The organism is Methylobacterium sp. 2A, from assembly GCF_009806555.1.
In the GTDB taxonomy this organism is placed as follows: Bacteria; Pseudomonadota; Alphaproteobacteria; order Rhizobiales; family Beijerinckiaceae; genus Methylobacterium.
Genome location: NZ_VUOK01000034.1, coordinates 219,684 through 246,059 on the forward strand (window position 1 = coordinate 219,684; position 26,376 = coordinate 246,059).

24 protein-coding genes are annotated in these 26,376 nt (G+C 70.6%); 18 read left to right on the forward strand and 6 right to left on the reverse strand.

What is annotated here, in order from left to right; all coding sequences use genetic code 11:
* Positions 1–16: 16 nt before the first annotated feature.
* A complete protein-coding gene (locus FVE89_RS17325) occupies positions 17–3,493 on the forward strand; it encodes a YhaN family protein (protein ID WP_160535187.1) in 3,477 nt (1,158 codons plus the stop codon).
* Between the two features lie 145 nt (positions 3,494–3,638).
* The gene (locus tag FVE89_RS17330) at positions 3,639–4,424 is read left to right on the forward strand and encodes an endonuclease/exonuclease/phosphatase family protein (protein WP_202130866.1); all 786 of its coding nucleotides are present in this window, start codon (positions 3,639–3,641) and stop codon (positions 4,422–4,424) included.
* On the opposite strand, the gene FVE89_RS17335 is transcribed toward FVE89_RS17330, so the two are convergent.
* The 3 genes from FVE89_RS17335 to FVE89_RS17345 form a co-directional block, all read right to left on the reverse strand.
* Positions 4,342–5,778: a phospholipase D-like domain-containing protein gene (locus FVE89_RS17335; protein WP_160535188.1), complete on the reverse strand. Its 1,437-nt coding sequence runs from the start codon at positions 5,776–5,778 to the stop codon at positions 4,342–4,344. The genes FVE89_RS17330 and FVE89_RS17335 overlap by 83 nt on opposite strands.
* Positions 5,779–5,857: 79 nt before the next feature.
* Entirely contained in the window at positions 5,858–6,166 is a 309-nt protein-coding gene (locus FVE89_RS17340) for a hypothetical protein (RefSeq protein WP_160535189.1), read from the reverse strand.
* Positions 6,167–6,298: 132 nt separating this feature from the next.
* Positions 6,299–7,117 (reverse strand): enoyl-CoA hydratase, encoded by an 819-nt coding sequence (locus FVE89_RS17345; protein WP_160535190.1) that lies wholly within the window; start codon positions 7,115–7,117, stop codon positions 6,299–6,301.
* 172 nt (positions 7,118–7,289) lie between these two features.
* Here FVE89_RS17345 and FVE89_RS30565 point away from each other — a divergent pair, with 172 nt between their 5' ends.
* Together FVE89_RS30565 and FVE89_RS17350 are read left to right on the forward strand one after the other, a co-directional pair.
* Entirely contained in the window at positions 7,290–7,451 is a 162-nt protein-coding gene (locus FVE89_RS30565; RefSeq protein ID WP_210254061.1) for a DUF5993 family protein, read from the forward strand.
* A 14-nt stretch (positions 7,452–7,465) separates the two neighbouring features.
* Positions 7,466–8,026: a disulfide bond formation protein B gene (locus FVE89_RS17350; protein WP_160535191.1), complete on the forward strand. Its 561-nt coding sequence runs from the start codon at positions 7,466–7,468 to the stop codon at positions 8,024–8,026.
* Positions 8,027–8,060: 34 nt separating this feature from the next.
* Here the strand turns inward: FVE89_RS17350 and FVE89_RS17355 are convergent, their stop codons facing one another.
* Positions 8,061–8,504: an AMP-dependent synthetase gene (locus FVE89_RS17355; RefSeq protein ID WP_160535192.1), complete on the reverse strand. Its 444-nt coding sequence runs from the start codon at positions 8,502–8,504 to the stop codon at positions 8,061–8,063.
* Between the two features lie 271 nt (positions 8,505–8,775).
* Here FVE89_RS17355 and FVE89_RS17360 point away from each other — a divergent pair, with 271 nt between their 5' ends.
* Entirely contained in the window at positions 8,776–9,171 is a 396-nt protein-coding gene (locus tag FVE89_RS17360) for a hypothetical protein (protein WP_160535193.1), read from the forward strand.
* 15 nt (positions 9,172–9,186) lie between these two features.
* Here the strand turns inward: FVE89_RS17360 and FVE89_RS17365 are convergent, their stop codons facing one another.
* Positions 9,187–9,876, reverse strand: a complete 690-nt coding sequence (locus tag FVE89_RS17365) for a uracil-DNA glycosylase (protein WP_160535194.1) — start codon at positions 9,874–9,876, stop codon at positions 9,187–9,189.
* A 255-nt stretch (positions 9,877–10,131) separates the two neighbouring features.
* Here FVE89_RS17365 and hemH point away from each other — a divergent pair, with 255 nt between their 5' ends.
* The 4 genes from hemH to FVE89_RS17380 all read left to right on the forward strand — a co-directional run bounded on the left by hemH (position 10,132) and on the right by FVE89_RS17380 (position 12,097).
* Positions 10,132–11,217: a ferrochelatase gene (gene hemH / locus FVE89_RS17370; RefSeq protein WP_160535195.1), complete on the forward strand. Its 1,086-nt coding sequence runs from the start codon at positions 10,132–10,134 to the stop codon at positions 11,215–11,217.
* Between the two features lie 89 nt (positions 11,218–11,306).
* Positions 11,307–11,465 carry a hypothetical protein gene (locus FVE89_RS30570; protein WP_202130867.1) on the forward strand — a complete coding sequence of 53 codons (159 nt, stop codon included), beginning with the start codon at positions 11,307–11,309 and terminating at the stop codon, positions 11,463–11,465.
* A 105-nt stretch (positions 11,466–11,570) separates the two neighbouring features.
* Complete coding sequence (locus FVE89_RS17375; RefSeq protein ID WP_160535220.1) at positions 11,571–11,840, forward strand: type II toxin-antitoxin system ParD family antitoxin; 270 nt, start codon at positions 11,571–11,573, stop codon at positions 11,838–11,840.
* The gene (locus tag FVE89_RS17380; protein ID WP_160535196.1) at positions 11,801–12,097 is read left to right on the forward strand and encodes a type II toxin-antitoxin system RelE/ParE family toxin; all 297 of its coding nucleotides are present in this window, start codon (positions 11,801–11,803) and stop codon (positions 12,095–12,097) included. The genes FVE89_RS17375 and FVE89_RS17380 overlap by 40 nt, the downstream gene beginning before the upstream one ends.
* Before the next feature lie 35 nt (positions 12,098–12,132).
* Here FVE89_RS17380 and FVE89_RS17385 read toward each other — a convergent pair whose 3' ends face one another.
* A complete protein-coding gene (locus FVE89_RS17385) occupies positions 12,133–13,062 on the reverse strand; it encodes a peptidylprolyl isomerase (protein WP_160535197.1) in 930 nt (309 codons plus the stop codon).
* 261 nt (positions 13,063–13,323) lie between these two features.
* Between FVE89_RS17385 and secA the strand changes: the two genes are divergently transcribed.
* The 9 genes from secA to FVE89_RS17430 form a co-directional block, all read left to right on the forward strand.
* A complete protein-coding gene (secA, locus tag FVE89_RS17390) occupies positions 13,324–16,215 on the forward strand; it encodes a preprotein translocase subunit SecA (protein ID WP_160535198.1) in 2,892 nt (963 codons plus the stop codon).
* A 7-nt stretch (positions 16,216–16,222) separates the two neighbouring features.
* Complete coding sequence (bioD, locus tag FVE89_RS17395) at positions 16,223–16,894, forward strand: dethiobiotin synthase (RefSeq protein WP_160535199.1); 672 nt, start codon at positions 16,223–16,225, stop codon at positions 16,892–16,894.
* A 345-nt stretch (positions 16,895–17,239) separates the two neighbouring features.
* Positions 17,240–19,183, forward strand: a complete 1,944-nt coding sequence (locus FVE89_RS17400; RefSeq protein WP_160535200.1) for a KUP/HAK/KT family potassium transporter — start codon at positions 17,240–17,242, stop codon at positions 19,181–19,183.
* Positions 19,184–19,340: 157 nt separating this feature from the next.
* Positions 19,341–19,745, forward strand: coding sequence for a CsbD family protein (locus FVE89_RS17405; protein WP_160535201.1), 405 nt, complete (start codon positions 19,341–19,343; stop codon positions 19,743–19,745).
* A 151-nt stretch (positions 19,746–19,896) separates the two neighbouring features.
* Positions 19,897–21,297 carry an adenosylhomocysteinase gene (gene ahcY, locus FVE89_RS17410; protein ID WP_160535202.1) on the forward strand — a complete coding sequence of 467 codons (1,401 nt, stop codon included), beginning with the start codon at positions 19,897–19,899 and terminating at the stop codon, positions 21,295–21,297.
* A 376-nt stretch (positions 21,298–21,673) separates the two neighbouring features.
* On the forward strand, positions 21,674–24,223 hold the full coding sequence (locus tag FVE89_RS17415; RefSeq protein ID WP_160535203.1) for a PAS domain-containing sensor histidine kinase: 2,550 nt from the start codon (positions 21,674–21,676) through the stop codon (positions 24,221–24,223).
* 79 nt (positions 24,224–24,302) lie between these two features.
* A complete protein-coding gene (locus FVE89_RS17420; RefSeq protein ID WP_160535204.1) occupies positions 24,303–25,535 on the forward strand; it encodes an MFS transporter in 1,233 nt (410 codons plus the stop codon).
* Positions 25,536–25,694: 159 nt separating this feature from the next.
* Positions 25,695–26,027, forward strand: a complete 333-nt coding sequence (locus FVE89_RS17425) for a hypothetical protein (protein ID WP_202130868.1) — start codon at positions 25,695–25,697, stop codon at positions 26,025–26,027.
* 11 nt (positions 26,028–26,038) lie between these two features.
* Positions 26,039–26,376: helix-turn-helix domain-containing protein (locus FVE89_RS17430; protein WP_160535221.1), on the forward strand; the 338-nt coding region annotated here is incomplete at its 3' end.

Below are 26,376 nucleotides of genomic sequence, written 5' to 3' on the forward strand. Positions count from 1 at the left end.
TGGATCGAGAGCCCCGATGCGTCTGATCCACCTCGCCCTGGAGCGCTACGGCGCCTTCACGGACCGCGCGATCGCCTTCCGGCCGGATGCGCGCCTGCACGTGGTGCTGGGCGCCAACGAGGCCGGCAAGAGCACGGCGCTCGCAGCCGTCACCGACCTGCTGTTCGGCTTCGGGAAATCCACCCCTTACGCCTTCCAGCACGATATGCCGCAGCTGCGCCTCGGCGCGGAGATCGCCGCCGCGGACGGCCGCCGGCTGAGCTTCCGCCGCCGGAAGGGCAACGCCCGCACCCTCATCGACGCCTCCGACGCGCCGATGCCCGACGATGCCCTGGCGCCGTTCCTCGGCGGCATCTCGCGGACCGTGTTCTGCCGTGCCTTCGGCCTCGACGCGGCGAGCCTGCGGGCCGGCGGGCGCGAGATGGTGGATGTCGAGGGCGAGGTGGGCGCGAGCCTGTTCGCGGCGGGCTCGGGCCTGCGCGGGCTCACGGAGCTGCAATCCGCTCTGGACAAGGAGGCGGACGATATCTTCGCCCCGCGCCAAGCCAAGCACCGGACCTTCTATCAGGCCCTGGAGCGCCACGAGACCGCCCGCCGGGCGATCCGCGACACCAGCCTGCGCTCCGGCGACTGGCGCGCCCTGAACGACGCGATCGCCGCCGCGGCCCAGCAACTCGACACCCTCCGGGCCGAACAGAAGAACCTCGCGGTCGCGCGTGCGCGCCTGGAGCGGCTCAAGCGGGTCCGGCCGCTGCTCGGCGAGATCGACGCGCTGGAGCAGCGTATCGCGATCGAGGACGGCCTGATCGACGCAGATCCGGCCTGGATCGAGCGGCTCGGCGCCGCCCTCGAACAATGCCGCCTCGCGGATGTCGAGGCCGAGCGTGCCGAATCCGCTCTCGCCCGCGCGCGCGCCGAGGCGGAGGCGGTGCCGGTCGAGCCGGGGCTGACGCTCCGGGCCGACGCGATCCTGGCGGCCTTCAGCGGCACCAGGGAATTCGAGAAGGGCGGCACCGACCTGCCGCGGATCGAGGGCGATGCCCACAAGGTCGGCCTGGATCTCGAACGGCTGCGCGCCCGGATCGGCGTCGCCGACCTCGCGGCCCTGGAGGCGAGTCAGCCGAGCGACGCCGCCCGGGCGCGGATCGAGCGCCTGATCCGCGAACACAGGACCCTGGCGGCCGCCGAGGATCAGCTCGCCCGCGACCATGCGTCGGCGCTCGCCGAGCGCGACCGGCTGGCCGGGGAGATCGAGGCGGCGGGTGCCACCCGCGACCCGGCCCCGCTCCGCGAGGCGCTGAAGCCGCTCGCGCGCCTGCGTGAGCGGATCGAGGCGCATGCCACTCTGGATGCCACGATCCGGCGGGAGACGGCGCTGCTGCGCAATCAGACCGCCCGGCTCGTGCCGCCGGTCGCCGACGGTGCCGCCCTCGTGCGGATGCCCCTGCCGTCGCCCGAGACGGTGGCGGCCTACCGCACCCTCCTCGACGGCAAGGCCCGCGAGCGCGAGCGGGCCGTGGACCTGCGCGACGCGGCCCGGCGGCAGGCCGCCGCCACCCGGGATCGGCTGCGCGAGCGCGAGGCCGAGCGGCCGATCGCGACGTGGGAGCGGGTCGAGGCGTCTCGCGCGACGCGCGACGCGGCCTTCGCGCCGCTCCGTGACGCCCTGGCGGCAGGGCGGCCCGTCGAGCCCGCATCCATCGCCGCCTACGAGCGCGCGCTCCTCGACGCCGACCGCCTCGCCGACGAGCGCGCGGGCGATGCCGCCCGGGTCGCCGCGCATGCGGCCGACCGCGACCGCCTCGCCGCCGAGGAGGCGGAGCTGGCGGCTGCCGAAGACGGTCTGGCGGGGATCGCCGCCGAGATCGCCGAGGGTGAGGCCGCGTGGCGGGAGGCGTGGCGGGCGGCCGGCATCGTCCCCGGATCACCGGCCGAGATGGCGGCTTGGCTCGGCGAGGTCGAGAGCCTGATCGAGGCCGAGCAGCGTCTCGCCGATCAGCGGATCGAGCGGGACCGGGTCTCGGCGGCCATCGAGGCCGCCCGGGCACCCATCGCCGATCTCTGGACCCGTGCCGGCCTGGAGCCGGAGCCCGGTCTCGACCTCGGGACATGCCTGGAACGGTTCGAGGCGCGGGTCGCCACCCTGACGAGCCGATGGGAGGCGAGCCTGCAGACCGGCGGCCTGCTGCACGCCGCGCGCGCCGCGGTCGAGCGGCTGGAGGCGGCCCGCACGGAGGCGGAGGGCCGCCGGTCCGCATGGCAATCCGAATGGCTCGGCGCGCTCCAGCCCCTCGGCCTCGACGCCGCGTCCCGGCCCGAGGAGGCCGAGAGCGCCCTGGAAGCGTGGCGTGCGGTGCCCGACCGGCTCACCGAGCGGGCAGCCCTGGAGCGGCGCGCCGCCGGCATCCGGCGCGACCGGGAGGCGTTCCGGGTGAACGCGGCCGCCCTGGTCGAGGCGCTCGCGCCCGATCTCGCCGAGGAGAGCCCCACCGCGGCGGTGCGCGCCCTGCACGCCCGCCTCGTCGCCGCGCAGGCCCGCGAGGCCCGCCGGGCCGAGCTCGACCGCCGGTTGGACGAGGCCGCCGCGGCGAGCCGCGCCGCCACCGACGGGCAAGCGACGGCGTGCGCGGCCCTGAGCCGCCACGTCGCCGCGGCGATGCCGGATTGCGCCGAGGCGCCGATGCCTGAGATCGAGGCGCTGTTCGGCCGGCTTCGCGCCCGGGAGACGCTGCGGGCCGACCTGTTTCGCCTGCGCGGCAACCTCGCGGGGGCGGCGGACGGGCTGCCGGAGACCGATCTGCGCGCCGGCCTCGAGGCTCTGTCCCCGGAGGCGATCGAGGCCGAGCTGGCGCGGCTCGCCCTGGAGGCCGAGGAGCAGGAGGAGCGCGGCCGGGTGATCTTCGCCGACCGGGACCGGGCCGAGCGGCGCCGGGCGGAGCTCGAAGGCGGGACCGGGGCCGAGCTGGCGCTCGCCGAGCGCAAGGCCGCCGAGGCCGATCTCCAGGGGGCGGCCCGGTCCTGGGCGGTGCTGCGCCTCGCCGGGCTGATGCTCGGTCAGGCGGTGGCCCGGCACCGGGCCGGGCAGCAGGACCCCCTGGTGGCGCGCGCCGGGGCGCTGTTCCGGTCCCTCACCGGCGGCGCCTTCTCGGGCCTCGCGCAGACCTTCGATCAGGACGACACCCCGAAGCTCGCCGGGCAGCGCACGGGCGGCGGTCAGGTGGGGATCGAGGGCATGAGCGAGGGCACCCGCGATCAGCTCTATCTCGCCCTGCGGCTCGCCTATCTTGAGGATTACGCTGCGCGCGCCGAGCCCGCGCCGTTCATCGGCGACGACCTGTTCTCGACCTTCGACGAGGCCCGCACCGGGTTCGGTCTGGACGCGCTCGCGGAGATCGGCGCCGCAGTGCAGCCGATCCTGTTCACCCACCACCGCCACGTCGCCGACATCGCCCGGGCGCGGCTCGGGGAGGCGGTCGATATCGTGGCGCTGTAGCGACGGGAGCGAGGCTCTTTGACAGCCCCCGGCACGCGGCGAACGCGGCATCATCGCCCCCGCCTCCCATGAACGCCCGGGCTCCACGCGCGTTACAGCCGGGCGGTGGCGGGAGCGCCGCGCGGTGAGGTACGAATCCGGCCCGATGACCATCGCTGCACGCCCGGGCCGCCGCGGCCCGACCCCGGTCCCGTACCCGCCGCTCCGTCAGGCGGAAGCGGCCCACCCACCCTTCAAGATCGTGAGCTGGAATCTCCTGCGGCGCACCGGCGCGGCCGTCGACGACGTCGCCGCCCTGGTGGCGCAGGAGAAGCCGGATCTTCTGCTGATGCAGGAGGCGACCCGCGCCATCGGGTTCCTGCTGGACCGGATCGGCGGCCACTACGCCTGGGCCCCCCTGCCGGGGCGGATCCACGGGCTCGCCATGTGGAGCCCGAAGCCTTGGCCGGCGCCGCCGCGGGTGATCGCGCTGCCCTCCGGCGCCCTGGTGCACCGGGTCTGCCAGATCCTCGACCTCGGCACGTTCGGCGTGGCCAATGTCCACCTGTCGCACGGGCAGATGCTGAACCGGCGCCAGCTCCGCCGGATCGTCGCGGAGCTGCCCCCGCGCGCCGCCGTGCTCGGCGACTACAACATCGTCGGCCCCGCCATGATTCCGGGCTTTCGCGATGTCGGTCCCCGCCGGCCGACCCATGCGATGGTCGAGGTACTGCCCCTGCGCCTCGACCGCTGCCTCGCCCGCGGCCTGATCTGCCACGCGCACGCGGTGCTGCCGCGGGGGCCCTCCGATCATCGGCCGATCGTCGTGCATCTCGGGCCGGCGCCCGAGGCGCACGCGCCCGCCCGCTTCAAAGGTATGGCAGCAGCAGTCGCACGCCTGCGTCGCGCAGACGGACGGGGAGGGGGCGCGCGGCGAGTTCCTCCCGGCTGAGCCGCGACCCCATCTTGCCGCGCATGAACCGGTCGAGTTCGGCGGCGAGATCCTTGTCGATGACCTCGACGTTCAGCTCGAAGTTCAGCCGGAAGCTGCGCATGTCCCAGTTCGCGCTGCCGACGAAGCACCAGATGTCGTCCACCACCATCACCTTGGAGTGGTCGAAGGGAGGCTCGTCGAGCCAGACCCGGACGCCGGCCCGGAGCAGCGGATCGAGATGGGCCCGGGTCGCCCAGTCGATGAAATGGTGGTCGCTGACCCGCGGGATGATCACGTCGACGGTGATGCCACGCGTCGCGGCCTGGGCGAGGGCACCGGTGACGAGCTCGTCCGGCAGGAAGTAGGGGGTCACGAACCGGACGGTCTTCCGCGCGCAGGCGAGCGCCTGGAGGATGACCTGCTCGATCTTCTCCACGTCGGCATCCGGGCCGGAGGTCACCGCCCGGGCGACGCTGTTCCCGGTCGGTTCGAGATCGACGAACCACGGCGGACCGTCGAGGTTCTCGCCGGCCACGAAGGCCCAATCGGCCGCGAAGGCGGCGGCCAGCTGCTCGACCACGGGGCCGGTCAGCCGGTAATGGGTGTCGCGGATCGGATGCGCGGGCTTCAGCGTGACGCGGTTCGCGTGCCAGATGTTCAGCCCGCCCGTGAAGGCGATGCGCCCGTCGACGATCAGCAGCTTCTTGTGCGAGCGGAGATTGAGGAACGGCATCCGCCAGGGCAGGGCCGAGTGCATGAACAGGGCCGCCGGCACGCCGGCCGCCGTCAGGCGGTGATAGACGGGCGCCCGGAAGTAGCCGCCGCCGATCCCGTCGATGATGACGCGCACCTCCACGCCGCGGCTCTGCGCCTCCACCAGGGCGTCGCAGAACTCCCGGCCGGTGGGATCGTCGCGAAAAATGTAGCTCGACAGGCCGATGCTGGCCTTGGCCTCCCGGATGGCCGCCAGCATGGCCGGATAGCCAGCATCGCCGTTGCGGAACATCTGGACGGTGTTGCCCGCGAAGGCCGGCAGGCCGGTGATCCGCCGGATCGCCCGGTCGAGGGGCCAGAGCGCCTCCGGCACCACCGCATCGTCGGTATCGGGCAGATGCGTGGGGTCGGACAGCTTGGTCCGAAGGCGCCGGGCCCGGCGCGAGACGCGGTTGATGCCGAAGGTCAGATAGAGCGCCGTGCCGAAGATCGGCGACAGCCATGCGAGACCGATCCAGCCCACCGCGACGCTGACGCGCCGCTTGCGCAGCAGGGCATGCAGGGTGACGCCGATGGCTAGGGCGAAGCCGAACAGGGCCTCCACGTCCGCGCGCATCAGGGCGGTCGATTGAAGCCATCGCGTAAGCGCGTTTTCCAAGGTCTCGGCATCCGGTTCGCTGGTTATGGCGCCGGATATAGCCGAAGGATCAGCGGCAGCGCGGATTAATCCGCGGCCCTTACTCCGCGATCTTGGCCGGATGGGCGAGGCTGGCCGCGACCGGGCGCTCGCAGCGATAGGGCCCGCTCCCGTCGAGCGCCGCGTACAGGACGCGGCCGCCGGACTGGATGCAGCGCGCCTTCGCCTCGGCGTAGGGCCGGTGGAAGCTCCAGATGGTGATCATCGGCCCCACCGTGGCGAGGCAGACGCCGCCGAATACCACGGCGGCGGCCCAGGTCGCGCCGTTGCGATCCGGACGCGGCGGACGGGGCGGCGGCATCGCGCCGTAGAAGGCCAGCGTCAGACCGAACAGGTCGATGGTGCTCATCAGCCGTTCCGCGTTGAGGGCGCCGGGTTCAGCATACCCGCGCGCATCCACGATCCTAGGGCAGGACGCCGCCAGAACCTACGCGCGCGGCGCCGATCGAACCTGCGTCCTATCGCGCCATACTGACCGGGATCACGGCTCCCAGCGGGGCGGGCGCTTGCCCAGGAAGGCGTCGATGCCCTCCTGCGCGTCGGCCATCATCATGTTCCGGACCATGACGTCGGCCGTGTACGCATAGGCCTCCTCCAGGCCCATCTCGATCTGCCGGCCGAACGCCTCCTTGCCAATCGCCAGGACGCGCCGGGCCTTGCCGGCGATGCGGGACGCCAGGGCGCCGACCGCACCGTCGAGCTCCGCCTCCGGCACGACGCGGTTGACGAGGCCGATCCGCAAAGCCTCTCGGGCATCGATCGGCTCGCCGACCAGGAGCATCTCCAGCGCGGCCTTGCGCGAGACGGCGCGCGACAGGGCGACCATCGGGGTCGAGCAGAACAGGCCGATCTGCACCCCTGGCGTGGCGAAGCGCGCCGTCTCGGTGCAGACCGCAAGATCGCAGGTGGCGACGAGCTGGCAGCCGGCCGCGGTGGCGATGCCGTGGACCCGGGCGATCACCGGCTGCGGCAGGCGCGTGAGGCTCAGCATCAGCCGGGCGCAGGTGCGGAACACCGCCTCCGTCGCCGCCCGGGACGGGTCGGCGCGCATCTCCTTGAGATCGTGCCCGGCGCAGAAGGCCGCGCCGGCCCCCTCCAGGACCACGACCCGCACCGCCGGATCGTCGCGGATCGCGGCGAGTTCGTCGTGGAGAGCGCCCATAAGAGCCATCGACAGGGCGTTGCGGGCCTGCGGGCGGTTCAGCGTCAGGGTCGCGACGCCGCCGGCATCCTTGCGCAGCAGGATCGGAGCCTGCGGATCGGGCGCGACGGGCGGGACCGGCGCGATGGCGGCTTTCATGAGACGTCTCCCGATGCCCGGCGCACCTTTCGCGGCGCCAGATTTCGTCCCAGGGTAGCATGCGGGCCGGCGGGCTGCGACGCCGGCGCGGCAGATCCGCGAAAGCTTGAGACACGCATGCGTGCCATTGGGGCGGCGGACCGGGCTTCACGGCCGCACGATGCGACGGGGGATGTTCATGATGGTGTTGCCGTTCATCGGCTTCGCGGGGAGCGCGGCCGCGATTCTCACCGGGTGGCGGCGCACCGCCATCGGCTTGTGGCTCGCGGCACTGATCGGCACGCTCGCGCTGTTCGCGGGCCACGCCACGTCGACGCTCAACCTCGATTTCTAAGCGAATTGCCCGCCATGACGCTCCTTCACGCCCGCACGCTCAACACCCTCGGATTGCTGGGCTGCTGCGCGATCCTGCTGGTGGCCTTCGGCTATCAGGTCGCGCTCGGCGAGCTGCCGTGTCCGCTCTGCCTCCTGCAGCGGGCGGCGTTCGCGGCTTCGGGCATCGGCTTCGCGCTCAGCGTCCGGTTCGGCCCGCGGCCGTCCCATTATGGGCTCGCGATCCTGGGCGCGCTGGCGGGTGCGGCCATCGCGGCGCGGCAGGTCGCCCTGCACCTCGTGCCCGGCACCGGCGGCTACGGCTCGACGCTGTTCGGCCTTCACTTCTACACGCTGGCGCTGATCGCCTTCGTGGCGCTGATCGGAGCGGTGGCCGTGCTCCTCCTGATCGCCGCGCCCGGCCGGGCCGCCCCCCTGGCTGGAGAGGGCGCCGGAATCTTCGGGACGGCCTGCCTTCTGCTGTTCCTCGGGGTCATCCTCGCCAATGCCGTCTCGACGGCGGCGGAATGCGGCACCGGCCTCTGTCCGGACGATCCCACGCGCTACGAGGCGCTCGAGGCGTGGCTGAAGCGGTAGTCGCGTTTCGGATGAGCGCGGCGCGGGCCGCGCCTCAGGCCAGCTCGGCGAGAGCCAGATCGAGACTCGCGAAATCGGCCCCCGGGCCGTTCCACCACAATGCCGGGTAGGTCGCGAGGCGGCCCATCACCTCCGCATAGGCATCCGCGAGATGCGTGTCGGCGATGACCAGGGCGGCTCCGGCCAGCCCCTCGGCCAGCGCAGCGCCGCGGCGGCCGGCGGGGCAGATCACGCGCAGGCCGAGACGGCTCAGGCCGAGACGCATGGCCTCCGCCTGCCCGAAATCCTGCACCAGGAGCGCGACGGCATCGCCCGCCCGAAGACCTTCGCCCCAGGCCCAGCGGGCCACGCGGTGCGGACAGAGTGCGGCGGCAGGAGCCGGCTCGGTGCGCCGTGCGCTGGTGCCGGGAAGACGCCCCTCGGCGGCGCGGGACGCCGGAGCGGGCAGGGGTGCGACAGTGGATTCGAGGCCGAACATGCGATGCAGACCGCCTGGATCTGGACAAACCGTGGTGTCTGGCGTGACGCGAGCCGGTTAACACTCTGTCTCACCGCACGGCGCCGCAGGAACAGGAGTCGCTTTTCGGCCGTTGTAACGCCCTTCACTCCGCCTATGACCAACAACCCGTGAAGACCGGACGGTGTTTTGTCGTCAAATTCGGTCGCAGTGGCGCGGGGTGCGGCTCGGCCTATGTCGCTGCTGCCGGAGCGGCTCCGAGAAGCCGCCGTCATCGAGGAAACACGCCCGCATGCGCCACGCTGTCCTGCCTGCCGCCCTGATCGCCGCCCTGATCGCCGCCGCCCCTCCGGCGCAGGCACAGATCCGCAACGCCCCGGGCCCGCGGGCTCTGGAATTCGCCGCCTACATCTTCGCGGCCTCCAACGTCTGCGGCTATCGGATCGGCAGCGACCCGTTCGAGGGACTTCTGGCGAAGCAGAACGTGCGGATCGCGGACGTTCAGCCCCGCGGACCCTTCGGCAACCGCGTGCAGACGATGTTCACGCTGATGTCGAACCAGATGCAGCAGAACCGCGATCAGGCCTGTCTCGCGGTGGCGGGCGAGTACGGGCCGGAGGGCACCATCGCCAAGAACGTGCTGCTGCCGGCGGGTCAGGATCCCGGCGCGCCCGCCAAGCCGCAGTGATCGGCGCGTCGAGGTCTAGCCCAGCCGCCACTCGATCGGCTGGCCCCCGTGCTCGGCAAGCCAGCGGTTGGCCCGGCCGAACGGGTCCGAGCCCGGAAAGTCGCGGGCCCGGTTGAGCGGGGAGGGGTGTCCGCTCTCGAACACGCCGTGACGGGTCCGATCGATCAGCGGCGCCCGGGCGCGGGCCTGGGCGCCCCAGAGCAGGAACGCGGCGGGCTCCGGGCGCGCCGAGACCGCGGCCACCGCCTCGTCGGTCAGCCGCGCCCAGCCGAACCGCAGATGCGCCCCGGCCTTGCCGGCCTCGACCGTCAGCGCACTGTTGAGGAGCAGAACCCCCTGACGGGCCCAGGCCGTGAGGTCGCCGCCCGCCGCGCGGTCGGACCCTGCCTCGGCGAGGATCACCTTCAGAGAGGCGGGCAGGCGGCCCGATCCCACGAACGAGAAGGCGAGCCCGTTGGCGTCGCCCGGGGTCGGATAGGGGTCCTGTCCGAGAATCACGGCGCGCACCGCCGGCAGGGGCGTCTCCGTCAGGGCGCGGAAGATCCGGTCCGGGGCCGGCAGCACGCGGGCACCCGCCGCGATGCGGGCATCGACCCGGGCCGCCGCGGCCTCGGCGCCGCCGTCCGCGAAAAACGGCAGCGCCAGCCAGGGTGAACCGGAGGCGCGGAAGGCCGTAAGGGCATCGGCCACGGGTGTCGCGGTCAATCGGATCTCCAGTTTCTTTCCGGCGCCAGGATCCTCGGCCGTGGTTGCGGCGCGCCGCCCACCGTGTTCAGGGACGGAAGTCGTGCGTACGGCTCCGGTGTGGCATGTCGCATGCGGCCTTCGCCGGGCGGCATTGTAACCCTACATGGAAACGCGCCCGATGGGGTTAAGCCTCCGGTCGGCCCCAGCACATGCGGGGCCGCCGGGTATCTGTAGCCAGAGGAAGGACTCGGCGCAGGGCGCCGGAACGCTGCCATGAACGAACGCGTCGAACCCGCCGCAGCACTGGCGAATGGCCGTCCCCTCGCCCCGCGCCGCCCCGCGGCCGATACCCTGCCGGCCGACCACCCGAAGGTGGCCTGGGGGCGCGTCGGCGTCCTGCTGATGAACCTCGGCACGCCGGAGGGCACCAGCTACTGGCCGATGCGCCGGTATCTGAAGGAGTTCCTGTCGGACCGGCGGGTCATCGAGGTGCCGCGGCTGATCTGGTGGCCGCTCCTCAACCTGATCATCCTGACCAAGCGCCCGGGGCCGAAGGGCCGCGACTATGCCAGCGTCTGGAACAATGCGCTGAACGAGGGGCCGTTGAAGACCATCACCCGCGGCCAGTGCGAGCGCCTCCAGGCCGCGATGGGCGATTCGGTCGTGGTCGACTGGGCGATGCGCTACGGCAAGCCGGAGGTCGCCGGCCGCATCCAGGCGTTGCTCGACCAGGGCTGCGACCGCATCCTGCTGGTGCCGCTCTATCCGCAATACGCCGCCGCGACCTCGGCCACCGCCTGCGACCAGGCGTTCCGCGCCCTGCTGGACATGCGCTGGCAGCCGACGGTGCGCGTCTCGCCGCCCTACCACGACGATCCGGTCTACATCGCCGCCATGGCCGATTCGATCCGGGCGGGGCTGGCCAAGCTCGATTTCGAGCCGGAGGTGATCCTCACCTCGTTCCACGGCGTGCCGCGGAGCTACCTGCTCAAGGGCGACCCCTACCATTGCCAGTGCCACAAGACCGGCCGGCTGATCCGCGAGGCGCTCGGCCTGCCGCCGGAGCGGATGCGGGTGACCTTCCAGTCGCGCTTCGGCAACGAGGAATGGCTCAAGCCCTACACGGACGAGACCGTGACGGCGCTCGCCAAATCCGGCGTGAAGCGCATGGCGATCGTGGCCCCGGGCTTCACGGCCGATTGCCTGGAGACCCTGGAGGAGCTCGACGGCGAGAACCGCCACTATTTCGAGGAGAATGGCGGCGAGCGCTTCGCCTACATCCCCTGCCTGAACGACAGCGATCTCGGCATGAAGGTCATCGAGCACGTGGTGCGCCGGGAACTTCAGGGCTGGATCTGAGAATACGGTCCGGGCGCTTGCTGTGCCGCCCGGACCGCCTATTCTGTTCCTAAGCCGGGCAGCTCCTCGACTCGGCGCTGGAGGATCCCATGGCGTTCTTCATCGGCATCGCGTGCCCCTGGCTGCTGGTCGCCGTGCTCGACCGGATCGCCGAAGGCCGCCGGACTGACGAGCTGGCCGCGCTCGGCGTGACGCCGCGATCCGCGCCGGCGCAGTCGAGCTATCTCGTGCCCGACCGGCCCTACTGACGGGCGCGCCTCGACGAGCGCGGCACGAGGCTGCGCTTTCCGGTGATCGATCTCGACAGGTATCGATAACCCTGTAGCGATCCGCTCCATCAGGAGGACGCAAGGATCCGTGGCGATCTCGGGGAGCGGCTGGTCGCGACCGGCCGGTACACGTCGGAGAACGAGGTGCTGCGGGAAGGCGTCCGCCTGATCCGCGACCGGGAGGCGGACCTCGCCACGGTGGATCAATCGATCGCGACTGGCCTCGCTCAGGCTCAGGGCGGGCGGACCAAGTCTGCGGAAGAGGTTTTCGACCGGCCGGCGCTTCAGTATCGCGCCCTGATCGGCGGGACAGAATGCTCGTCCGTTTCGCGGATTCGGCGGAAGACGATTTAGAATCGCTCGGCGACTTTATTGCGCAGGATGAACCCGAGCGCGCCCTCAGTTTCGTGCCGGAATTGCGGGTGGCATGCTTGGCGCGTGCCGATTTCCCCGAGCGCTTTCCGCTGGTTCCCCGCTACGAAGACCGCGGCGTCCGCCGCCATGGGCAGGGTGATTACCCGATCGTCTACAGGGCAGAGGCCAATCAGGTCGTCATCCTGCACATACGGCGTGGCACAGCGGATCATGCCACACGCCTATTCCCATCCTGATCGGACGGAACGGTCCGACCGTCACCGCACCCGGATCAGGGCTTTTTCGTCTCCGGCGCAGGCTGCGCCGCCTCGGCGGGCGCATCGGGGCGCACGATCTTCGCCTCCGCGCGCAGCTTCAGGATCAGGTCCTGCTGCGCCTTGCGGATCAGGTGCTGGTCGATCTGGTCCTTGAGTTCGTCGAAGGTCGGCTGCGGCTTGGTGCGCTTCTCCTCGACCTTGATGACGTGCCAGCCGAACTGGGTCTTCACCGGGTCCGAGACCTGCCCGGCCTTCATCGCGAAGGCGGCGTTGGCGAAGTCCGGAACCATCCGCTCCTTGGTGAACCAGCCGAGATCGCCGCCCTCGGCCTTCGAGCCCGGATCCTTCGAGGTCTCGGCCGCGACCTTGGCGAAATCCTCGCCGCCCTTGATCCGCGCCGCGATCTTCTTGGCGTCGGCCTCGTTGTCCACGAGGATGTGGCGCGCGTGCACCTCCTCCTCGGGCTTCATCAGCTTGACGGTCTGATCGTAGATCGCGTGCTCGGCTTCCGGCGTGACGGCGCGCTTGGCCTCCTGCTCCAGGTAGTCGTCGAGCAGCAGCTTGTCGCGGAAATAGGCGAGCTTGCGCTTGAAATCCGGGGTGTCGCCGATCTTGGCGGCCTCGGCCGCCTGCGCGCCGACCCGCAGGTCGACCATGTAGTCCACGAGCAGGTTCTTCTTCTGCGCGTCGTCGACGCCCGGCAGCGACAAAGCCGGGTCGTCGGCCGCGATGGCGAGGTCGCCCTGCGTGATCGGCTTGCCGTTGACGCTCGCCACCACCGAATCGGGCCCCGCCGGGGCGGCGGAGGTCGCGGCCGTCGTGTTCGCGGCGGGTGTCGTGGCGGGAGCCGGCGCTTTCTGCGGCGCCTGGGCCAGCGCGAGACCCGGCAGCGCGATCAGGACGGCGAGCGCGCTGACGCGCCGGAGCAGGGCGGTGTGGGGCATCGGGCGAAGTCCTCGGCTGACGTCTCGTGGCCGCTCCGGATCGGGCCGGGCGGCGGGCCGCGGCACAGGTGGCCCGCGTCGCGCGAGAAGGCAAGCGCGGCGGTTCCGCCGCTGGCGGAACCGTGACCGCACCGGCCGGCGTTGAGGGCTGCCCCTTTCAGGTGCACCGGGCGATGTTTACCTCTATAAGCCCGGCCAACTCCGCCCAGGCCGGCCCGTCACGCTCATGCGTGGGCGGGCTCGCGCGTCCGCAGGTCCACGATGCTCGGCTCGATCGCCAAGAAGATTTTCGGCTCCTCCAACGACCGGCGCGTCAAGGGCTACCGCCCCCGCGTGGCGCAGATCAACGCGCTGGAACCGGAGATTCAGGCCCTGTCGGACGAGGCCCTGCGCGCCCGCACCGACATGCTGAAGGCCGAGCTCGCCGCCGGCAAGAGCCTCGACGACATCCTCGTGCCGGCCTTCGCGACGGTGCGCGAGGCGGCCAAGCGCGTCTTCGGCCAGCGCCACTTCGACGTGCAGCTGATCGGCGGCATGGTGCTGCACGAGGGCGGCATCGCCGAGATGAAGACCGGCGAGGGCAAGACCCTGGTGGCGACGCTGCCGGTCTATCTCAACGCCCTGGAGGGCAAGGGCGTCCACGTCGTCACCGTGAACGACTATCTCGCCTCGCGCGACGCCGAGTGGATGGGTCAGGTCTACCGGTTCCTGGGCCTCTCGGTCGGCACCATCGTCCACGGGCTCGACGACGCGCAGCGCAAGGACGCCTATGCCTGCGACATCACCTACGGCACCAACAACGAGTACGGGTTCGACTATCTGCGCGACAACATGAAGTACGAGATGTCCCAGCTGGCGCAGCGGGGGCACAATTTCGCGATCGTCGACGAGGTGGATTCGATCCTGATCGACGAGGCGCGCACGCCGCTGATCATCTCGGGTCCCGTGGACGACCGATCGGAACTCTATGTCGCGGTCGATGCGCTGATGCCGCGGCTGCGCAGGGAATTCTACGACCTCGACGAGAAGCAGCGCACCGTCTCGCTCACCGAAGAGGGCAACGAGTTCATCGAGGAGGCGATGCGCGAGGCCGGCCTCCTCAAGGAGGGCGACCTCTACGACGCCCACAACGTGACGCTCGTCCACCACGTGAACCAGGCCCTGCGCGCCCACACGCTGTTCACCCGGGACAAGGACTACATCGTCAAGAACGACGAGGTGGTGATCATCGACGAGTTCACCGGCCGCATGATGCAGGGACGGCGCTACTCGGAGGGGCTCCATCAGGCGCTCGAAGCCAAGGAGCGGGTGACGATCCAGCCCGAGAACCAGACGCTCGCCTCGATCACCTTCCAGAATTATTTCCGCCTCTACAAGAAGCTCGCCGGCATGACCGGCACGGCCTCGACCGAGGCCGACGAGTTCGCCGAGATCTACAAGCTCGACGTGGTCGACATTCCGACCAACAAGGAGGTCGAGCGCGTCGACGAGGACGACGAGGTCTACCGCACGGTGGCTGAGAAGTACGACGGCATCATCGCGGAGATCGACAAGGCGCATAGCCGCCATCAGCCGATCCTGGTCGGCACCGGCTCGATCGAGAAGTCCGAGCACCTTGCCGAACTGCTCAAGAAGGCCGGCTACAGCCTGCTCGACTACTCGGATCCCAACGCGCTGACCGACGTCTACGCCGCCGCCCGCGAGGGCCGGGTGACCAAGCGCTTCGCCGTGCTCAATGCCCGGTTCCACGAGCAGGAGGCCTACATCGTGGCCGAGGCCGGCGTGCCGGGCGCGATCACCATCGCCACCAACATGGCCGGCCGCGGCACCGACATCAAACTCGGCGGCAATGTCGAGATGCGGGTCGAGAAGGAACTGGCCGGCGTCCCCGAGGGACCGGAGCGCGACGCCCAGATCGAGGCCATCAAGGCCGAGATCGCCGAGAACCGCGCCAAGGTCCTGGCCTCCGGCGAGAAGGCGGATCCGGAGGCGGGCCGCAAGAAGGACCTGCCCGGCGGCCTCTACATCATCGGCACCGAGCGCCACGAGAGCCGGCGGATCGACAACCAGCTGCGCGGCCGCTCGGGCCGCCAGGGCGATCCCGGCCGCTCGAAATTCTACCTGTCGCTTCAGGACGACCTGATGCGGATCTTCGGCTCCGACCGCATGGACGGGATGCTGCAGAAGCTCGGCCTCGAGCAGGGCGAGGCGATCATCCATCCCTGGATCAACAAGGCGATCGAGAAGGCGCAGCAGAAGGTCGAGGCGCGCAACTTCGACATGCGCAAGAACGTGCTCAAATACGACAACGTCATGAACGACCAGCGCAAGGTCGTGTTCGAGCAGCGCCGGGACTTCATGGCCCAGGAGAGCGTCCGCGAGACCGTGGACGAGATGCGCGAGGGCGTGATCGACGACCTCGTCGCCCGACACATCCCGGAGAACGCCTACGCCGAGCAGTGGGACGTGGCCGGCCTGCGCGAACAGGTGCGGGAGATCCTCAACCTCGACGTTCCGGTGGAGGACTGGGCCAAGGAAGAGGGCATCGCCGACGAGGAGATGCGCGAGCGCCTGCTCAAGGCCGCCGAGGAGGCCTATGCGGCCCGGACCGAGAAGAACGGCGCCGAAGTCACCGCCTATATCGAGAAGCAGGTGCTGCTCCAGACCCTGGACCACCTGTGGCGCGAGCACCTCGTGACCCTCGACCACCTGCGGCAGGTGATCGGCTGGCGCGGCTTCGCCCAGCGCGATCCGCTGAACGAGTACAAGTCCGAGGCCTTCGACCTGTTCAATGGCCTCGTCACCGCCCTGCGCGAGCAGGTCACCGCGCAGCTCTCGCGGGTCGAGATCATGTTCCAGGAGCCGCAGGCCGAGTTCCCGGCCGGCGGTCCGGCCCTGCCGCCGATGTTCGCCCAGCACCTCGATCCGGTCACCGGCGAGAACGAGATGGACTTTGCCGGCCAGGGCTCCGGCAGCGACGGCGGCGCCGGGCCGGCCTACGGCTTCGCCGCCCAGGGCCTCACCGCGGACGGCGCGGTGCTGGAGCGCGACCCGCAGGACGCCGCCACCTGGGGCCGCGTCGGCCGCAACGAGCCGTGCCCCTGCGGCTCGGGGAAGAAATACAAGCACTGCCACGGCAGCCTGCAGGCCTGAGGCCGCGATGGCTGCCCGGGCGGTCTTCATCGCGGGGGCCGGCACCGAGATCGGCAAGACCTACGTCACTGTGGCGCTGACCCGGCGCCTGCGGGCGCAGGGTCGGCCGGTGCGGACCGTGAAGCCGCTGGCGAGCGGCGTCCCGCCGCTGAGCGATCCCGGTTTCGCCGAGAGCGACACCGCCCGGCTCCTCGACGCGCAGGGTATCGCCCTCGACGGCGAGGCCGTGGAAGCCTGTTCGCCCTGGCGCTTCTCCGCGCCCCTGTCGCCCGATCAGGCGGCCGTGCTGGAGGGCCGATCCCTCGATCTGGCCGACCTCGTCGGCTGGTGCCGGGCCCAGATCGCCGTCACGACGGGAACGCTGCTGGTCGAGGGGGTCGGCGGCCTGATGAGCCCGGTCACCGAGGCGGCGACCGGCCTCGATTGGCTCCGGGCGCTGGATGTTCCGGCGCTGCTGGTATCCGGAAGTTACCTGGGGGCGATCAGCCACACGCTCACGGCCTGCGAGACCTTACGCCGTTACGATGTGCGGCTGCGTGCCGTGGTCGTCAGCGAGAGCGTCGGCGCGCCGGCCCCGGCCAGCACCGTGGCCACGTCGATCGCCCGCCATGCCGGCGCGGAGGTGTTCTGCCTGAGGCGCGGCGAGGCCTGCCCCGAGGCCTTGGCGGCGCTGATCTGAAGCCGACCAACCCTTTCCCGGACAGGCGGAGCGACAGCGGAATCTGATCCGGAGCCCGCGTACGAAACGCCGCACAAGCGACACCAAATGTGGACGCTGCGCGTCGTCCCGTGCCGGCACCCGGGTCGCATTCCGCTGGCGCGGCCTGCGGCCCGGGAAGAGGTCGGTGCCGAGCCGGCGGACACCGCGCGGCGTTCCAAGACTTATACCCTCAAGTCCGCGTGTGAAGCCGGCCTCTCGGGCGCCTTCCGCTGCGCCGTCGCTGGACGGACAAGGTCGGGCTGCTAACTGTCGGGCAATGTCGACACGCCCAGGTCCGGGCAGGTTCGTGTGGGAGCCGGTGCGTTGAGTCAGTCCCTCGCCCCCGCCGCGGCGACCGGTGCCGAGACCGATGCCGAAGGCAGTGCGTCCGCGCCCAGTCGCCTTCGCCCGGCCCTCGTCCTCGGCGCGCTGGGTGTCGTCTACGGCGACATCGGCACGAGCCCGCTCTACGCGTTCAAGGATGCGGTTAAGGCCGCAACCAGCGGCGGCGCCTCGGTGCCGGCGGCCGCCACCGGCGCGGTGTCGCTGATCCTGTGGTCGCTGATCCTGATCGTCTCGCTCAAATACGCGGTGCTGATCCTGCGCGCCGACAACCGCGGCGAGGGCGGCATCGTGGCCATGCTGGCTTTGCTCGGCGCCCGGCAGGCGCGTCCCGGCAGCTGGAAGGCGTTGCTCCTCGTGGTCGGGCTGGTCGGGGCGGCGTTGCTCTACGGCGACGGGGCGATCACGCCGGCGATCTCGGTGCTCTCGGCGATCGAGGGCCTGAAGGTCGACGCGCCGTCGCTCGGACCCTACGTGGTGCCGATCACGCTGGTGATCCTCGTCGGGCTGTTCCTCGTCCAGCACAAGGGCGTGGCCGCCATCGGCCGCGTGTTCGGGCCCGTCATGCTGGTCTGGTTCGCGGTGCTCGGCCTGCTCGGGCTCCTCGGGACCCTGCATACGCCGCAGATCCTCGCGGCGGCCAACCCGTTCCGCGCCTTCGACTTCATGCTTCACGCGGGCGTGCATGTCAGCTTCGCCATGCTGGGCGCGGCGTTCCTGGCGGTGACCGGCGGCGAGGCGATGTATGCCGATCTCGGCCATTTCGGCGCCCTGCCGATCCGGCTCGCGTGGTTCGCCCTGGTCCTGCCGGCGCTGGTGCTCAACTATTTCGGCCAGGGCGCGCTGCTGATCTCCGCCCCCGACGCCCTGGAGAACCCGTTCTTCCGCCTGTGCCCCGACTGGGGGCATTATCCGCTGGTCGGCCTCGCCACGATGGCGACAGTCATCGCCTCGCAGGCGATCATCTCGGGCGTGTTCTCGCTGACCCAGCAATCGGTGCAGCTCGGCTTCCTGCCGGCGATGCGCATCGTGCAGACGGCGCGCGACGAGCGCGGCCAGATCTACGTCCCGATGGTCAACTGGCTACTGGCCCTCGCCACCCTCGTGGCCGTGGTGATGTTCGGCTCCTCCGACGCGCTGGCGGGCGCCTACGGCATCGCGGTGTCGATGCTGATGGGCATCACCACTTTGCTCGCCGCGCTGATCGCGCTCCGCTGGGGCTACAATCCGGTCCTGGTCTTCGCGGTGAACGGCTTCTTCCTCGCCATCGATCTGGTCTTCTTCGCCGCCAACAGCGTGAAGATCCTGGAGGGCGGCTGGTTTCCCCTGGTGCTGGCCGGCGCGGTCGCGCTGATGATGCTGACCTGGAAGAAGGGCAACGAACTCGTAGAGGAGGCACGGGCCGCCCTGCGGCAGCCGGAGGACATCTTCCTCGCCGGGCTCCAGCACCGCGACCTGCTGCGCCTGCCGGGGACGGCAGCCTTCCTGTCGGCGGCCGAGCACGGGATCCCGCTCCACCTCTCGCGCTTCGTCGAGCGCAACCACGCCCTGATGGAGCGCATCCTGATCATCACGGCGCTCTACGAGGAGACGCCGACCGTCCCGCGGGAGCAGCGGGCGCACGTGACGATTCTGGCGCCGGGTTTCTACCGGGTGATCCTGCGCTACGGTTTCATGGAGGAGGCCTCGATCCTCGAAGGCTTGGCCTGCGCGGTCGAATCGCGCCACCTGCCGCCGCATGTCCTCGACGACATGACCGTCTTCGTCGGCCACGAGACGATCATCCCGAAGGACGACGCGCGCGGCATGGCCCCCTGGCGGGAGGGCCTGTTCGCCTTCATGCAGCGCAACGCCGAGCGCACCGGTGCCTTCTTCGGCGTCCCGACCCGCCAGGTCGTGGAGGTCGGGACCGAGATCGAGATCTGAGGACATCTGCGGCCGCGCTGGGAGCGGCTTTCCATAGCCGGGGCACCGAAACGTGTGATCCGACCCCCGATTCACGCGGAACCCCAGCGCGCCCGCCTCGTTCCGCCCCGACGCAGGCGCCGCGCCGTCCGGGCGCACGCCGGATCGGAGGGACACGATGAACAGGGATCATCTCGAAGGCGGTCTCCGCCACCTGCGCGGCCGGGCCAAGACGGCCGCGGGCGCGGTCCGCGGCAATCCGGGCCGCCAGCTCGACGGCGCCTACGAGCAGGCCGCCGGCGCCGCGCAATACGCCTATGGCGAGGCCCGGGACGCGGTGCGCGACCTGCGCCACGGCAGCGAACAGCTCGTCGAGGAGGGGCGCACCCGGTTCCGCGAGGTCAGCGCGCGCGGGCGGGAACTCGCCGACGAGGCCCTCGACCGCGGGCAACACTACCGCGACCGTGCCGTCCATCACGGCCGCCACCTCGCGGCGCACGCGGACGAGAACCGCGGCGCGCCCCTCGCCCTGGTGGCCGCCGTCGCGTTCGCGGTCGGCTGGCTGGCCCGCCCGACCCGCTGACCGATCGAAAACCCTTCCGGCACGGGGCGGCTCGATGGCCGCCCCGGTGCTTAGAACGTATAAAGACATCTTTATGTCTTGATTGCTTCGTGGCCCGCGAGGTGGTAGAGGCTCGCGCCGAACCCCACCGCGAACACGGAGCCGTCGACACATGGCCAAGGATTACATCGTCAAGGACATCGGGCTGGCCGATTACGGCCGCAAGGAGATCTCGATCGCCGAGACGGAGATGCCGGGCCTGATGGCGGTCCGCGCGGAGTACGGCGCGGCGCAGCCCCTGAAGGGCGCCAAGATCGCCGGCTCGCTCCACATGACGATCCAGACCGCGGTGCTGATCGAGACCCTGAAGGCGCTCGGCGCCGACATCCGCTGGGTCTCCTGCAACATCTACTCGACCCAGGACCACGCCGCCGCCGCGATCGCGGCCGCCGGCATCCCGGTCTTCGCCGTGAAGGGCGAGACCCTGGCGGAGTACTGGGACTACACTTCGCGCCTGTTCGACTGGCATGACGGCGGCATGCCGAACATGATCCTCGACGACGGCGGCGACGCCACCATGTTCGTCCATCTCGGCCTGCGCGCCGAGAACGGCGACACCGCCTTCCTCGACAAGCCGTCGAGCGAGGAGGAGGAGGTGTTCTTCGCGCTCCTGAAGCGGAAGCTCGCCGAGAAGCCGAAGGGCTGGTTCGCCGGCCTCGCCGACAGCATCAAGGGCGTCTCCGAGGAGACCACCACGGGCGTCCACCGCCTCTACGTGCTGGCCAAGGAGGGCAAGCTGCTCTTCCCGGCGATCAACGTGAACGACTCGGTCACCAAGTCGAAGTTCGACAACCTCTACGGCTGCAAGGAGTCGCTGGTCGACGGCATCCGCCGCGGCACCGACGTGATGATGGCTGGCAAGGTCGCGATGGTGGCGGGCTTCGGCGATGTCGGCAAGGGCTCGGCCGCGTCCCTGCGCAATGCCGGCTGCCGCGTGCTCGTGTCGGAAATCGACCCGATCTGCGCGCTCCAGGCCGCCATGGAGGGCTACGAGGTCGTGACCATGGAGGATGCCGCGCCGCGCGCCGACATCTTCGTCACCGCCACGGGCAACAAGGACATCATCACCATCGACCACATGCGGGCGATGAAGGATCGGGCGATCGTCTGCAACATCGGCCACTTCGACAACGAGATCCAGGTCGCCGGCCTGAAGAACCTGAAGTGGAACAACATCAAGCCGCAGGTCGACGAGATCGAGTTCGCCGATGGCCACCGCATCATCCTCCTGTCGGAGGGGCGGCTGGTGAACCTCGGCAACGCCACCGGCCACCCGTCCTTCGTGATGTCGGCCTCGTTCACCAACCAGACGCTGGCGCAGATCGAGCTGTGGTCCAACCCGGGCAAGTACCAGAAGCAGGTCTACACCCTGCCGAAGGCGCTCGACGAGAAGGTCGCGGCCCTGCACCTGGAAAAGATCGGCGTGAAGCTCTCGAAGCTCCGCCCCGATCAGGCCGCCTATATCGGCGTCTCCGAGAGCGGCCCGTTCAAGCCCGAGCACTACCGCTACTGACGTCGGGACGGCGCGGCGACGCGCCGAACCACCGGTTGCAGATTCGGTGAGCCGCGGCGGTCCTTTCGCCTTCGACCCGCATTCCCTTCGAGGCCCGGCGCACTGCGTCGGGCCTTCTCGTTTGTCAAGCCGTGTATGCGCGTTCGAACTGTGTCTTCTGTGTGTCGTTAACGACTGATTATGCGCGTCGATCAAAAGCCACGCTTCGTTCCCCTTCCGGGCGGATTCCTACGCACGGTAGAGTGCCGGCGAATCTTTGATCGATGGGGCCGCGCCGGTTCGGGAGAACCGCCGTGGGGACGGTGCGTTCTGCGCCGCGCGATGGCGCGCGCCGCTCGCATCACCGTCGAGGGCAGCGACGGGGGCGGGGCAAACCATGGGTGTCGGTCGGGCGACCCACATTCGAATCTGCGTGGGTGCGCTCGCCCTCACCACGGCCAGCGCGGCACTGGCTGAACTCGCTGATGTGCCGACGGCGCATTCCGCGCGCGAGATCCACAGCGTGGCCGCGCTGGCGATCTTCGGCGGTCTGGCCGCCTTCGCGGTCATCCTGTCGCTGCTCCATCTCTACGAGCGCAATCGCTGGACCCGGCGCGAGCGCGAGCTCGCCGCAGCCCTCGATGTCCTGCGCGGCGCGCACGACCGCGCCGAGATGCTGCTCAACGCCGAGCGCCAGATCATCGTCACCTGGGACCGGCGCAGCGAACCGGTCGTGGAGGGCGACATCAGCCTCGCGATCCACGGGGAGCGCCCGGTCTCGGGCTATGCCCGCCGCGTCCTGGCCTTCGGCACGTGGCTCGTCGCCGCGGACGCGACCGCGGTCGAAAGCGCCGTGGAGACCCTGCGGGCGCGCGGCACCGGCTTCACGCTGAGCCTGCGGACGCAGAATGGCCGCAGCATCGAGGCGCATGGGCAGGCGGTGGCCGGCCGGGCGCTCCTGCGGCTGCGCGAGACCAGCCAGGAGCGCAGCGAGATCGCCGACCTGCGCGCCACCCTGGACGAGACCCGCCGGGGGCTCTCGGCCCTGTCCGGGCTCCTCGACGCGATCCCGCAGCCGGTCTGGCGGCGCACCCGCGAGGGCGGCCTGAGCTGGGTCAACGCCGCCTATGTCAGCGCCGTCGAGGCGGAGAGCCGCGAGGCCGCCCTCGATGCCGGGCTGGAGCTGTTCGACCGCCCCGCCCGGGAGACCATCGCCCGCGAGGAGGCGGCCCGCGCCGCCGGCCTGACCCGGAGCCTGCCGCGGCTTTCCGCCATCGTGGCCGGCAGCCGGCGCATGCTCGATGTGTTCGAGACCAGCCTCGACACCGGCCGGGTCGGCATCGCCATCGACGTGTCGGAGCTGGAGAGCGTCCGCGCCGACCTGCAGCGGCAGATGAACGCCAATGTCCGCACCCTCGACCAGCTACCGACCGCGGTGGCGATGTTCGACGTCTCGCAGCGGCTGATCTTCCACAACGCCGCCTATCGCCAGCTTTGGGACCTCGACCAGGCCTTCCTGGACAGCCGCCCCTCGGATGGCGAGATCCTCGATCACCTGCGCGCGCAGCGGAAGCTCGAAGAGCATGCCGATTTCCGGGGCTGGAAGCAGGGCGTGCTCGCCGCCTACCGCGCCGCCGAGGCCAACCAGACGTGGTGGTACCTGCCCGACGGCCGGACGCTGCGCGTGGTCGCCGACCCGAACCCGCAGGGCGGCCTGACCTATCTGTTCGACGACGTTTCCGACCATCTGAACGCGGAATCCCGCTACAATGCCCTGCGCCGCCTGCAGGCCGAGACCCTCGACACCCTGGCCGAGCCCGTCGCGGTGTTCGGGGCCGACGGAAGGCTGACGCTCGCCAACCGCGCCTTCCTCACGGTCTGGCGGCTCGACCCCGCCATGGTGGAGGAGCGCCCGCACGTCGATGCCGTCATCGCGGCCTGTCGGGAACTGGCCCCCGCGGAGGAGCCGTGGCTCGACATCCGCGACGCCGTGGTCGGCCTCGAATCCCGGACGGCCCGCTCGTGCCGGCTGGAGGTGGCGGACGGCTCCGTGCTGGACTGCGCCGCCCAACCGCTGCCGGAGGGCGCGACGCTCCTGACACTGATCGACATCACCGCCAGCGTGAACGTCGAGCGGGCGCTCACCGAGAAGAACGACGCCCTGGTGAAGGCCGCGCAGCTGCGCGACACCTTCGTGCACCATGTCTCCTATGAGCTGCGTTCGCCGCTCACCAACATCATCGGCTTCACGCAGCTCCTGGGCGACGAGACGGTCGGCGCCCTCAACGAGCGGCAGCGGGAATACGCCGACCACATCATGCGCTCCTCGGCGGCGCTGCTCGTCATCATCAACGACATCCTCGACCTCGCCTCGATCGATGCCGGCTCGCTGGAGCTTCAGCGGGAGGAGGTGGACGTTCAGGCCACCGTCGAGGCGGCCGTGCGCGGGATCGAGGACCGGCTCGCCGAATCGCGGATCACCCTCTCCCTCGACGTGCCCGAGGATATCGGCAGCGTGCATGCCGACGGGAAGCGCGTCCGCCAGATCCTGTTCAACCTGCTCTCGAATGCCGTCGGTTTCTCGGAGGCGGGGCAGCGCGTGGAGGTCCATGCCCGACGCGACGGCCCGGAACTCCATCTGAGCGTGCGGGATTACGGGCGCGGCATGCCCCCCGAGATCGCCGATTCGGTGTTCAACCGGTTCGAGAGCCATACCCTCGGCACGCGGCATCGGGGGGTCGGCCTCGGCCTGTCGATCGTCCGCTCCTTCGTGGAGTTGCACGGGGGCCGGGTCCATCTGGAGACGGCGCCCGGCCAGGGAACCTGCGTGACCTGCACCTTTCCGCTCGATCCGACCGCCCGGTCCCGGCGCGAACCGATCCTCGACGTCCGGCCGCCGGCGCCCCCGGCCACGGCCGCGCGCAAGCCCGGGCTGGCGCTGCATTAGGCGGTCCGCCGGGCGCAAAAGCCGGCGCCGGCGCAACCGTCAGGCTTGATTCTTCGGCCTGCGCCGCGCAGCAGGGGGCATGTCCAAACAGGATCGCTCCGGCTGGGCCGTCTTCGGCATCGGCGACTTCCGGCTGTTCGGCGCCGCCCGCTTCCTCACGGGCCTCGCCTACCAGATGCAGGCGGTGGCGATCGGCTGGTTCGTCTACGACCTGACCCATTCCGCCCTGGCGCTCGGCCTCGTCGGCCTCGCGGGCTTCCTGCCGGCGGTCGTCTGCGCACTGATCACCGGCCATGTCGCGGATGCCTACGACCGCCGCCTCGTCGGTGCCGGGGCCTTCGCGCTCCAGAGCGTGGCGAGCTTCGGCCTGCTGGCCTGCGCCCTGTCGGGCGTCCACGTCGTCTGGCCGATCTACGCCCTGGTGATCCTCGTGGGCACCGCCCGGGCCTTCGCCAACCCGGCCCTCCAGGCCCTGTTGCCGACCCTGGTGCCGGCGAACCAGTTCAGCTCGGCCATCGCGTGGAACGCCTCCCTCTGGCAGAGCGCCTCGGTGATGGGGCCGGCGCTCGGCGGCTTCCTCTACGCCCTCGGGCCGGCGGTGGTGTTCGGCGGGGCGGGGGCGAGCTTCACCCTGGCGAGCCTGCTCACGGCGCTGATCCGCTTCCGGTCGGCATCCGTCAGCGAGCGGCCGCCGGTCACCTGGGCGGCCCTCTCGGCGGGGATCGCCTATATCCGCTCGCAGCCGGTGGTGCTGGGCGCGATCAGCCTCGACCTGTTCACCGTCCTCCTCGGCGGCGCCACGGCTTTGCTGCCGATCTATGCCGGGGCGGTGCTGCATGTCGGCCCCCTCGGGCTCGGGGCTTTGCGCAGCATGCCGGCCTTAGGCGCCGTCGCCATGGCGGTGCTGCTGGCGAACGTCCCCCTCCGGCGCCATGCCGGCCTGCGCATGCTCCGGGCCGCGGCGGTCTTCGGCGCTGCCACAATCGTCTTCGGCCTCTCGACCTCGCTGCCCCTGTCGATGGCCTGCCTGTTCGTCACCGGGGCCGCCGACATGATCTCGGTCTATGTCCGCCAGACCTTCGTGCAGGGCGAGACGCCGGATGCGATGCGCGGCCGGGTCTCGGCGGTGAACACGGTGTTCATCGGCGCCTCGAACGAACTCGGCGAATTCGAATCCGGGGTCTTGGCCGCCGCGATCGGGGCGGTCCCGGCGGTGGTGGTCGGAGGCGCCGCGACGGTCGGGGTTGCGCTACTGTGGGGCAGGCTGTTTCCGGCGCTCAGGGACCGCGACCGGTTGATGGTGCAGGGATAGTCAATCCTGCACGAGAGGTCCCCCCGCCATACCCAGGAACAAGGGGGCAGGACCGGATTATCCAAATTGCGCCGCAAAACGCATCCGGCATGGATAAATGCTTGTCCATCAGCCGTTTATGGCACATAGCCGCCGCGTCCCGGCATAGGGGCCTTCGGCATGGCCTATCTGGAATTGGACGACGAGCAGGCGCGCCAGCTCATCAACGCCGAACAGGTCTTCGATGCCTACCGCGCGGCGCGATCGACCCTGCGCGATCGCTTCACAGGCTCAATGGCCTGGAAATCCGTCGATGGTCGAAGCTACCTCTATCGGAACAAGAAAGGCGTCTGGAAATCGCTCGGCCCGCGGTCGGCTGAGACCGAAGCGCTGCACCAACGTTTCATCGAGGGGCGTGAGCGAGCCCGCGAGCGCAGTTCTTCGCTCGCGCGTCGGCTAGAGCTATTCCCGCAGACGTTGCGACGGATCAGCGTTTGCGGCGTTGACGGATGAAGGAGCCGGCGATGCCATCACCTTTATCAGTCGATCTGCGCGAGCGCGTTGTCGCGGCCGTGACCGAGGGCGCCTCCTTCCATCGGGCGGCGGCCCGGTTCGGTGTGAGCGTATCGAGCGCCAGCCGCTGGTCGGCGCGGTTCGCGCAGGAAGGTCACGTCGCACCCACCCCCACGCACAGCAGCGATCGCCTCCCGACCATCGAGGCCCAGGCCGATCTGATCCTGTCCACCTGCGAGGCCCGGCCCGAGATCTTCTTGCGCGAGTTGCGCGACGTCCTGGCCGCGCGGGGCGTAACCACCAGCACGAGCGGGCTGTCGCGCTTCTTCGCCCGCCACGGCATCACCCG

Excerpts from the sequence above, each read along its gene's own strand:
- FVE89_RS17355 (WP_160535192.1), bottom strand. The coding sequence starts at position 8,504 with ATGTTCGGCCTCGAATCCACTGTCGCACCCCTGCCCGCTCCGGCGTCC.
- FVE89_RS17350 (WP_160535191.1), top strand. The coding sequence starts at position 7,466 with ATGACGCTCCTTCACGCCCGCACGCTCAACACCCTCGGATTGCTGGGC.
- FVE89_RS17380 (WP_160535196.1), top strand. The coding sequence starts at position 11,801 with ATGCTCGTCCGTTTCGCGGATTCGGCGGAAGACGATTTAGAATCGCTC.
- FVE89_RS17330 (WP_202130866.1), top strand. The coding sequence starts at position 3,639 with ATGACCATCGCTGCACGCCCGGGCCGCCGCGGCCCGACCCCGGTCCCG.
- FVE89_RS17325 (WP_160535187.1), top strand. The coding sequence starts at position 17 with ATGCGTCTGATCCACCTCGCCCTGGAGCGCTACGGCGCCTTCACGGAC.
- FVE89_RS17360 (WP_160535193.1), top strand. The coding sequence starts at position 8,776 with ATGCGCCACGCTGTCCTGCCTGCCGCCCTGATCGCCGCCCTGATCGCC.
- FVE89_RS17415 (WP_160535203.1), top strand. The coding sequence starts at position 21,674 with ATGGGTGTCGGTCGGGCGACCCACATTCGAATCTGCGTGGGTGCGCTC.
- hemH (WP_160535195.1), top strand. The coding sequence starts at position 10,132 with ATGAACGAACGCGTCGAACCCGCCGCAGCACTGGCGAATGGCCGTCCC.
- FVE89_RS17420 (WP_160535204.1), top strand. The coding sequence starts at position 24,303 with ATGTCCAAACAGGATCGCTCCGGCTGGGCCGTCTTCGGCATCGGCGAC.
- FVE89_RS17385 (WP_160535197.1), bottom strand. The coding sequence starts at position 13,062 with ATGCCCCACACCGCCCTGCTCCGGCGCGTCAGCGCGCTCGCCGTCCTG.
- secA (WP_160535198.1), top strand. The coding sequence starts at position 13,324 with ATGCTCGGCTCGATCGCCAAGAAGATTTTCGGCTCCTCCAACGACCGG.
- bioD (WP_160535199.1), top strand. The coding sequence starts at position 16,223 with ATGGCTGCCCGGGCGGTCTTCATCGCGGGGGCCGGCACCGAGATCGGC.
- FVE89_RS17425 (WP_202130868.1), top strand. The coding sequence starts at position 25,695 with ATGGCCTATCTGGAATTGGACGACGAGCAGGCGCGCCAGCTCATCAAC.
- FVE89_RS17340 (WP_160535189.1), bottom strand. The coding sequence starts at position 6,166 with ATGAGCACCATCGACCTGTTCGGTCTGACGCTGGCCTTCTACGGCGCG.
- FVE89_RS30565 (WP_210254061.1), top strand. The coding sequence starts at position 7,290 with ATGTTCATGATGGTGTTGCCGTTCATCGGCTTCGCGGGGAGCGCGGCC.
- FVE89_RS17345 (WP_160535190.1), bottom strand. The coding sequence starts at position 7,117 with ATGAAAGCCGCCATCGCGCCGGTCCCGCCCGTCGCGCCCGATCCGCAG.
- FVE89_RS30570 (WP_202130867.1), top strand. The coding sequence starts at position 11,307 with ATGGCGTTCTTCATCGGCATCGCGTGCCCCTGGCTGCTGGTCGCCGTG.
- ahcY (WP_160535202.1), top strand. The coding sequence starts at position 19,897 with ATGGCCAAGGATTACATCGTCAAGGACATCGGGCTGGCCGATTACGGC.
- FVE89_RS17405 (WP_160535201.1), top strand. The coding sequence starts at position 19,341 with ATGAACAGGGATCATCTCGAAGGCGGTCTCCGCCACCTGCGCGGCCGG.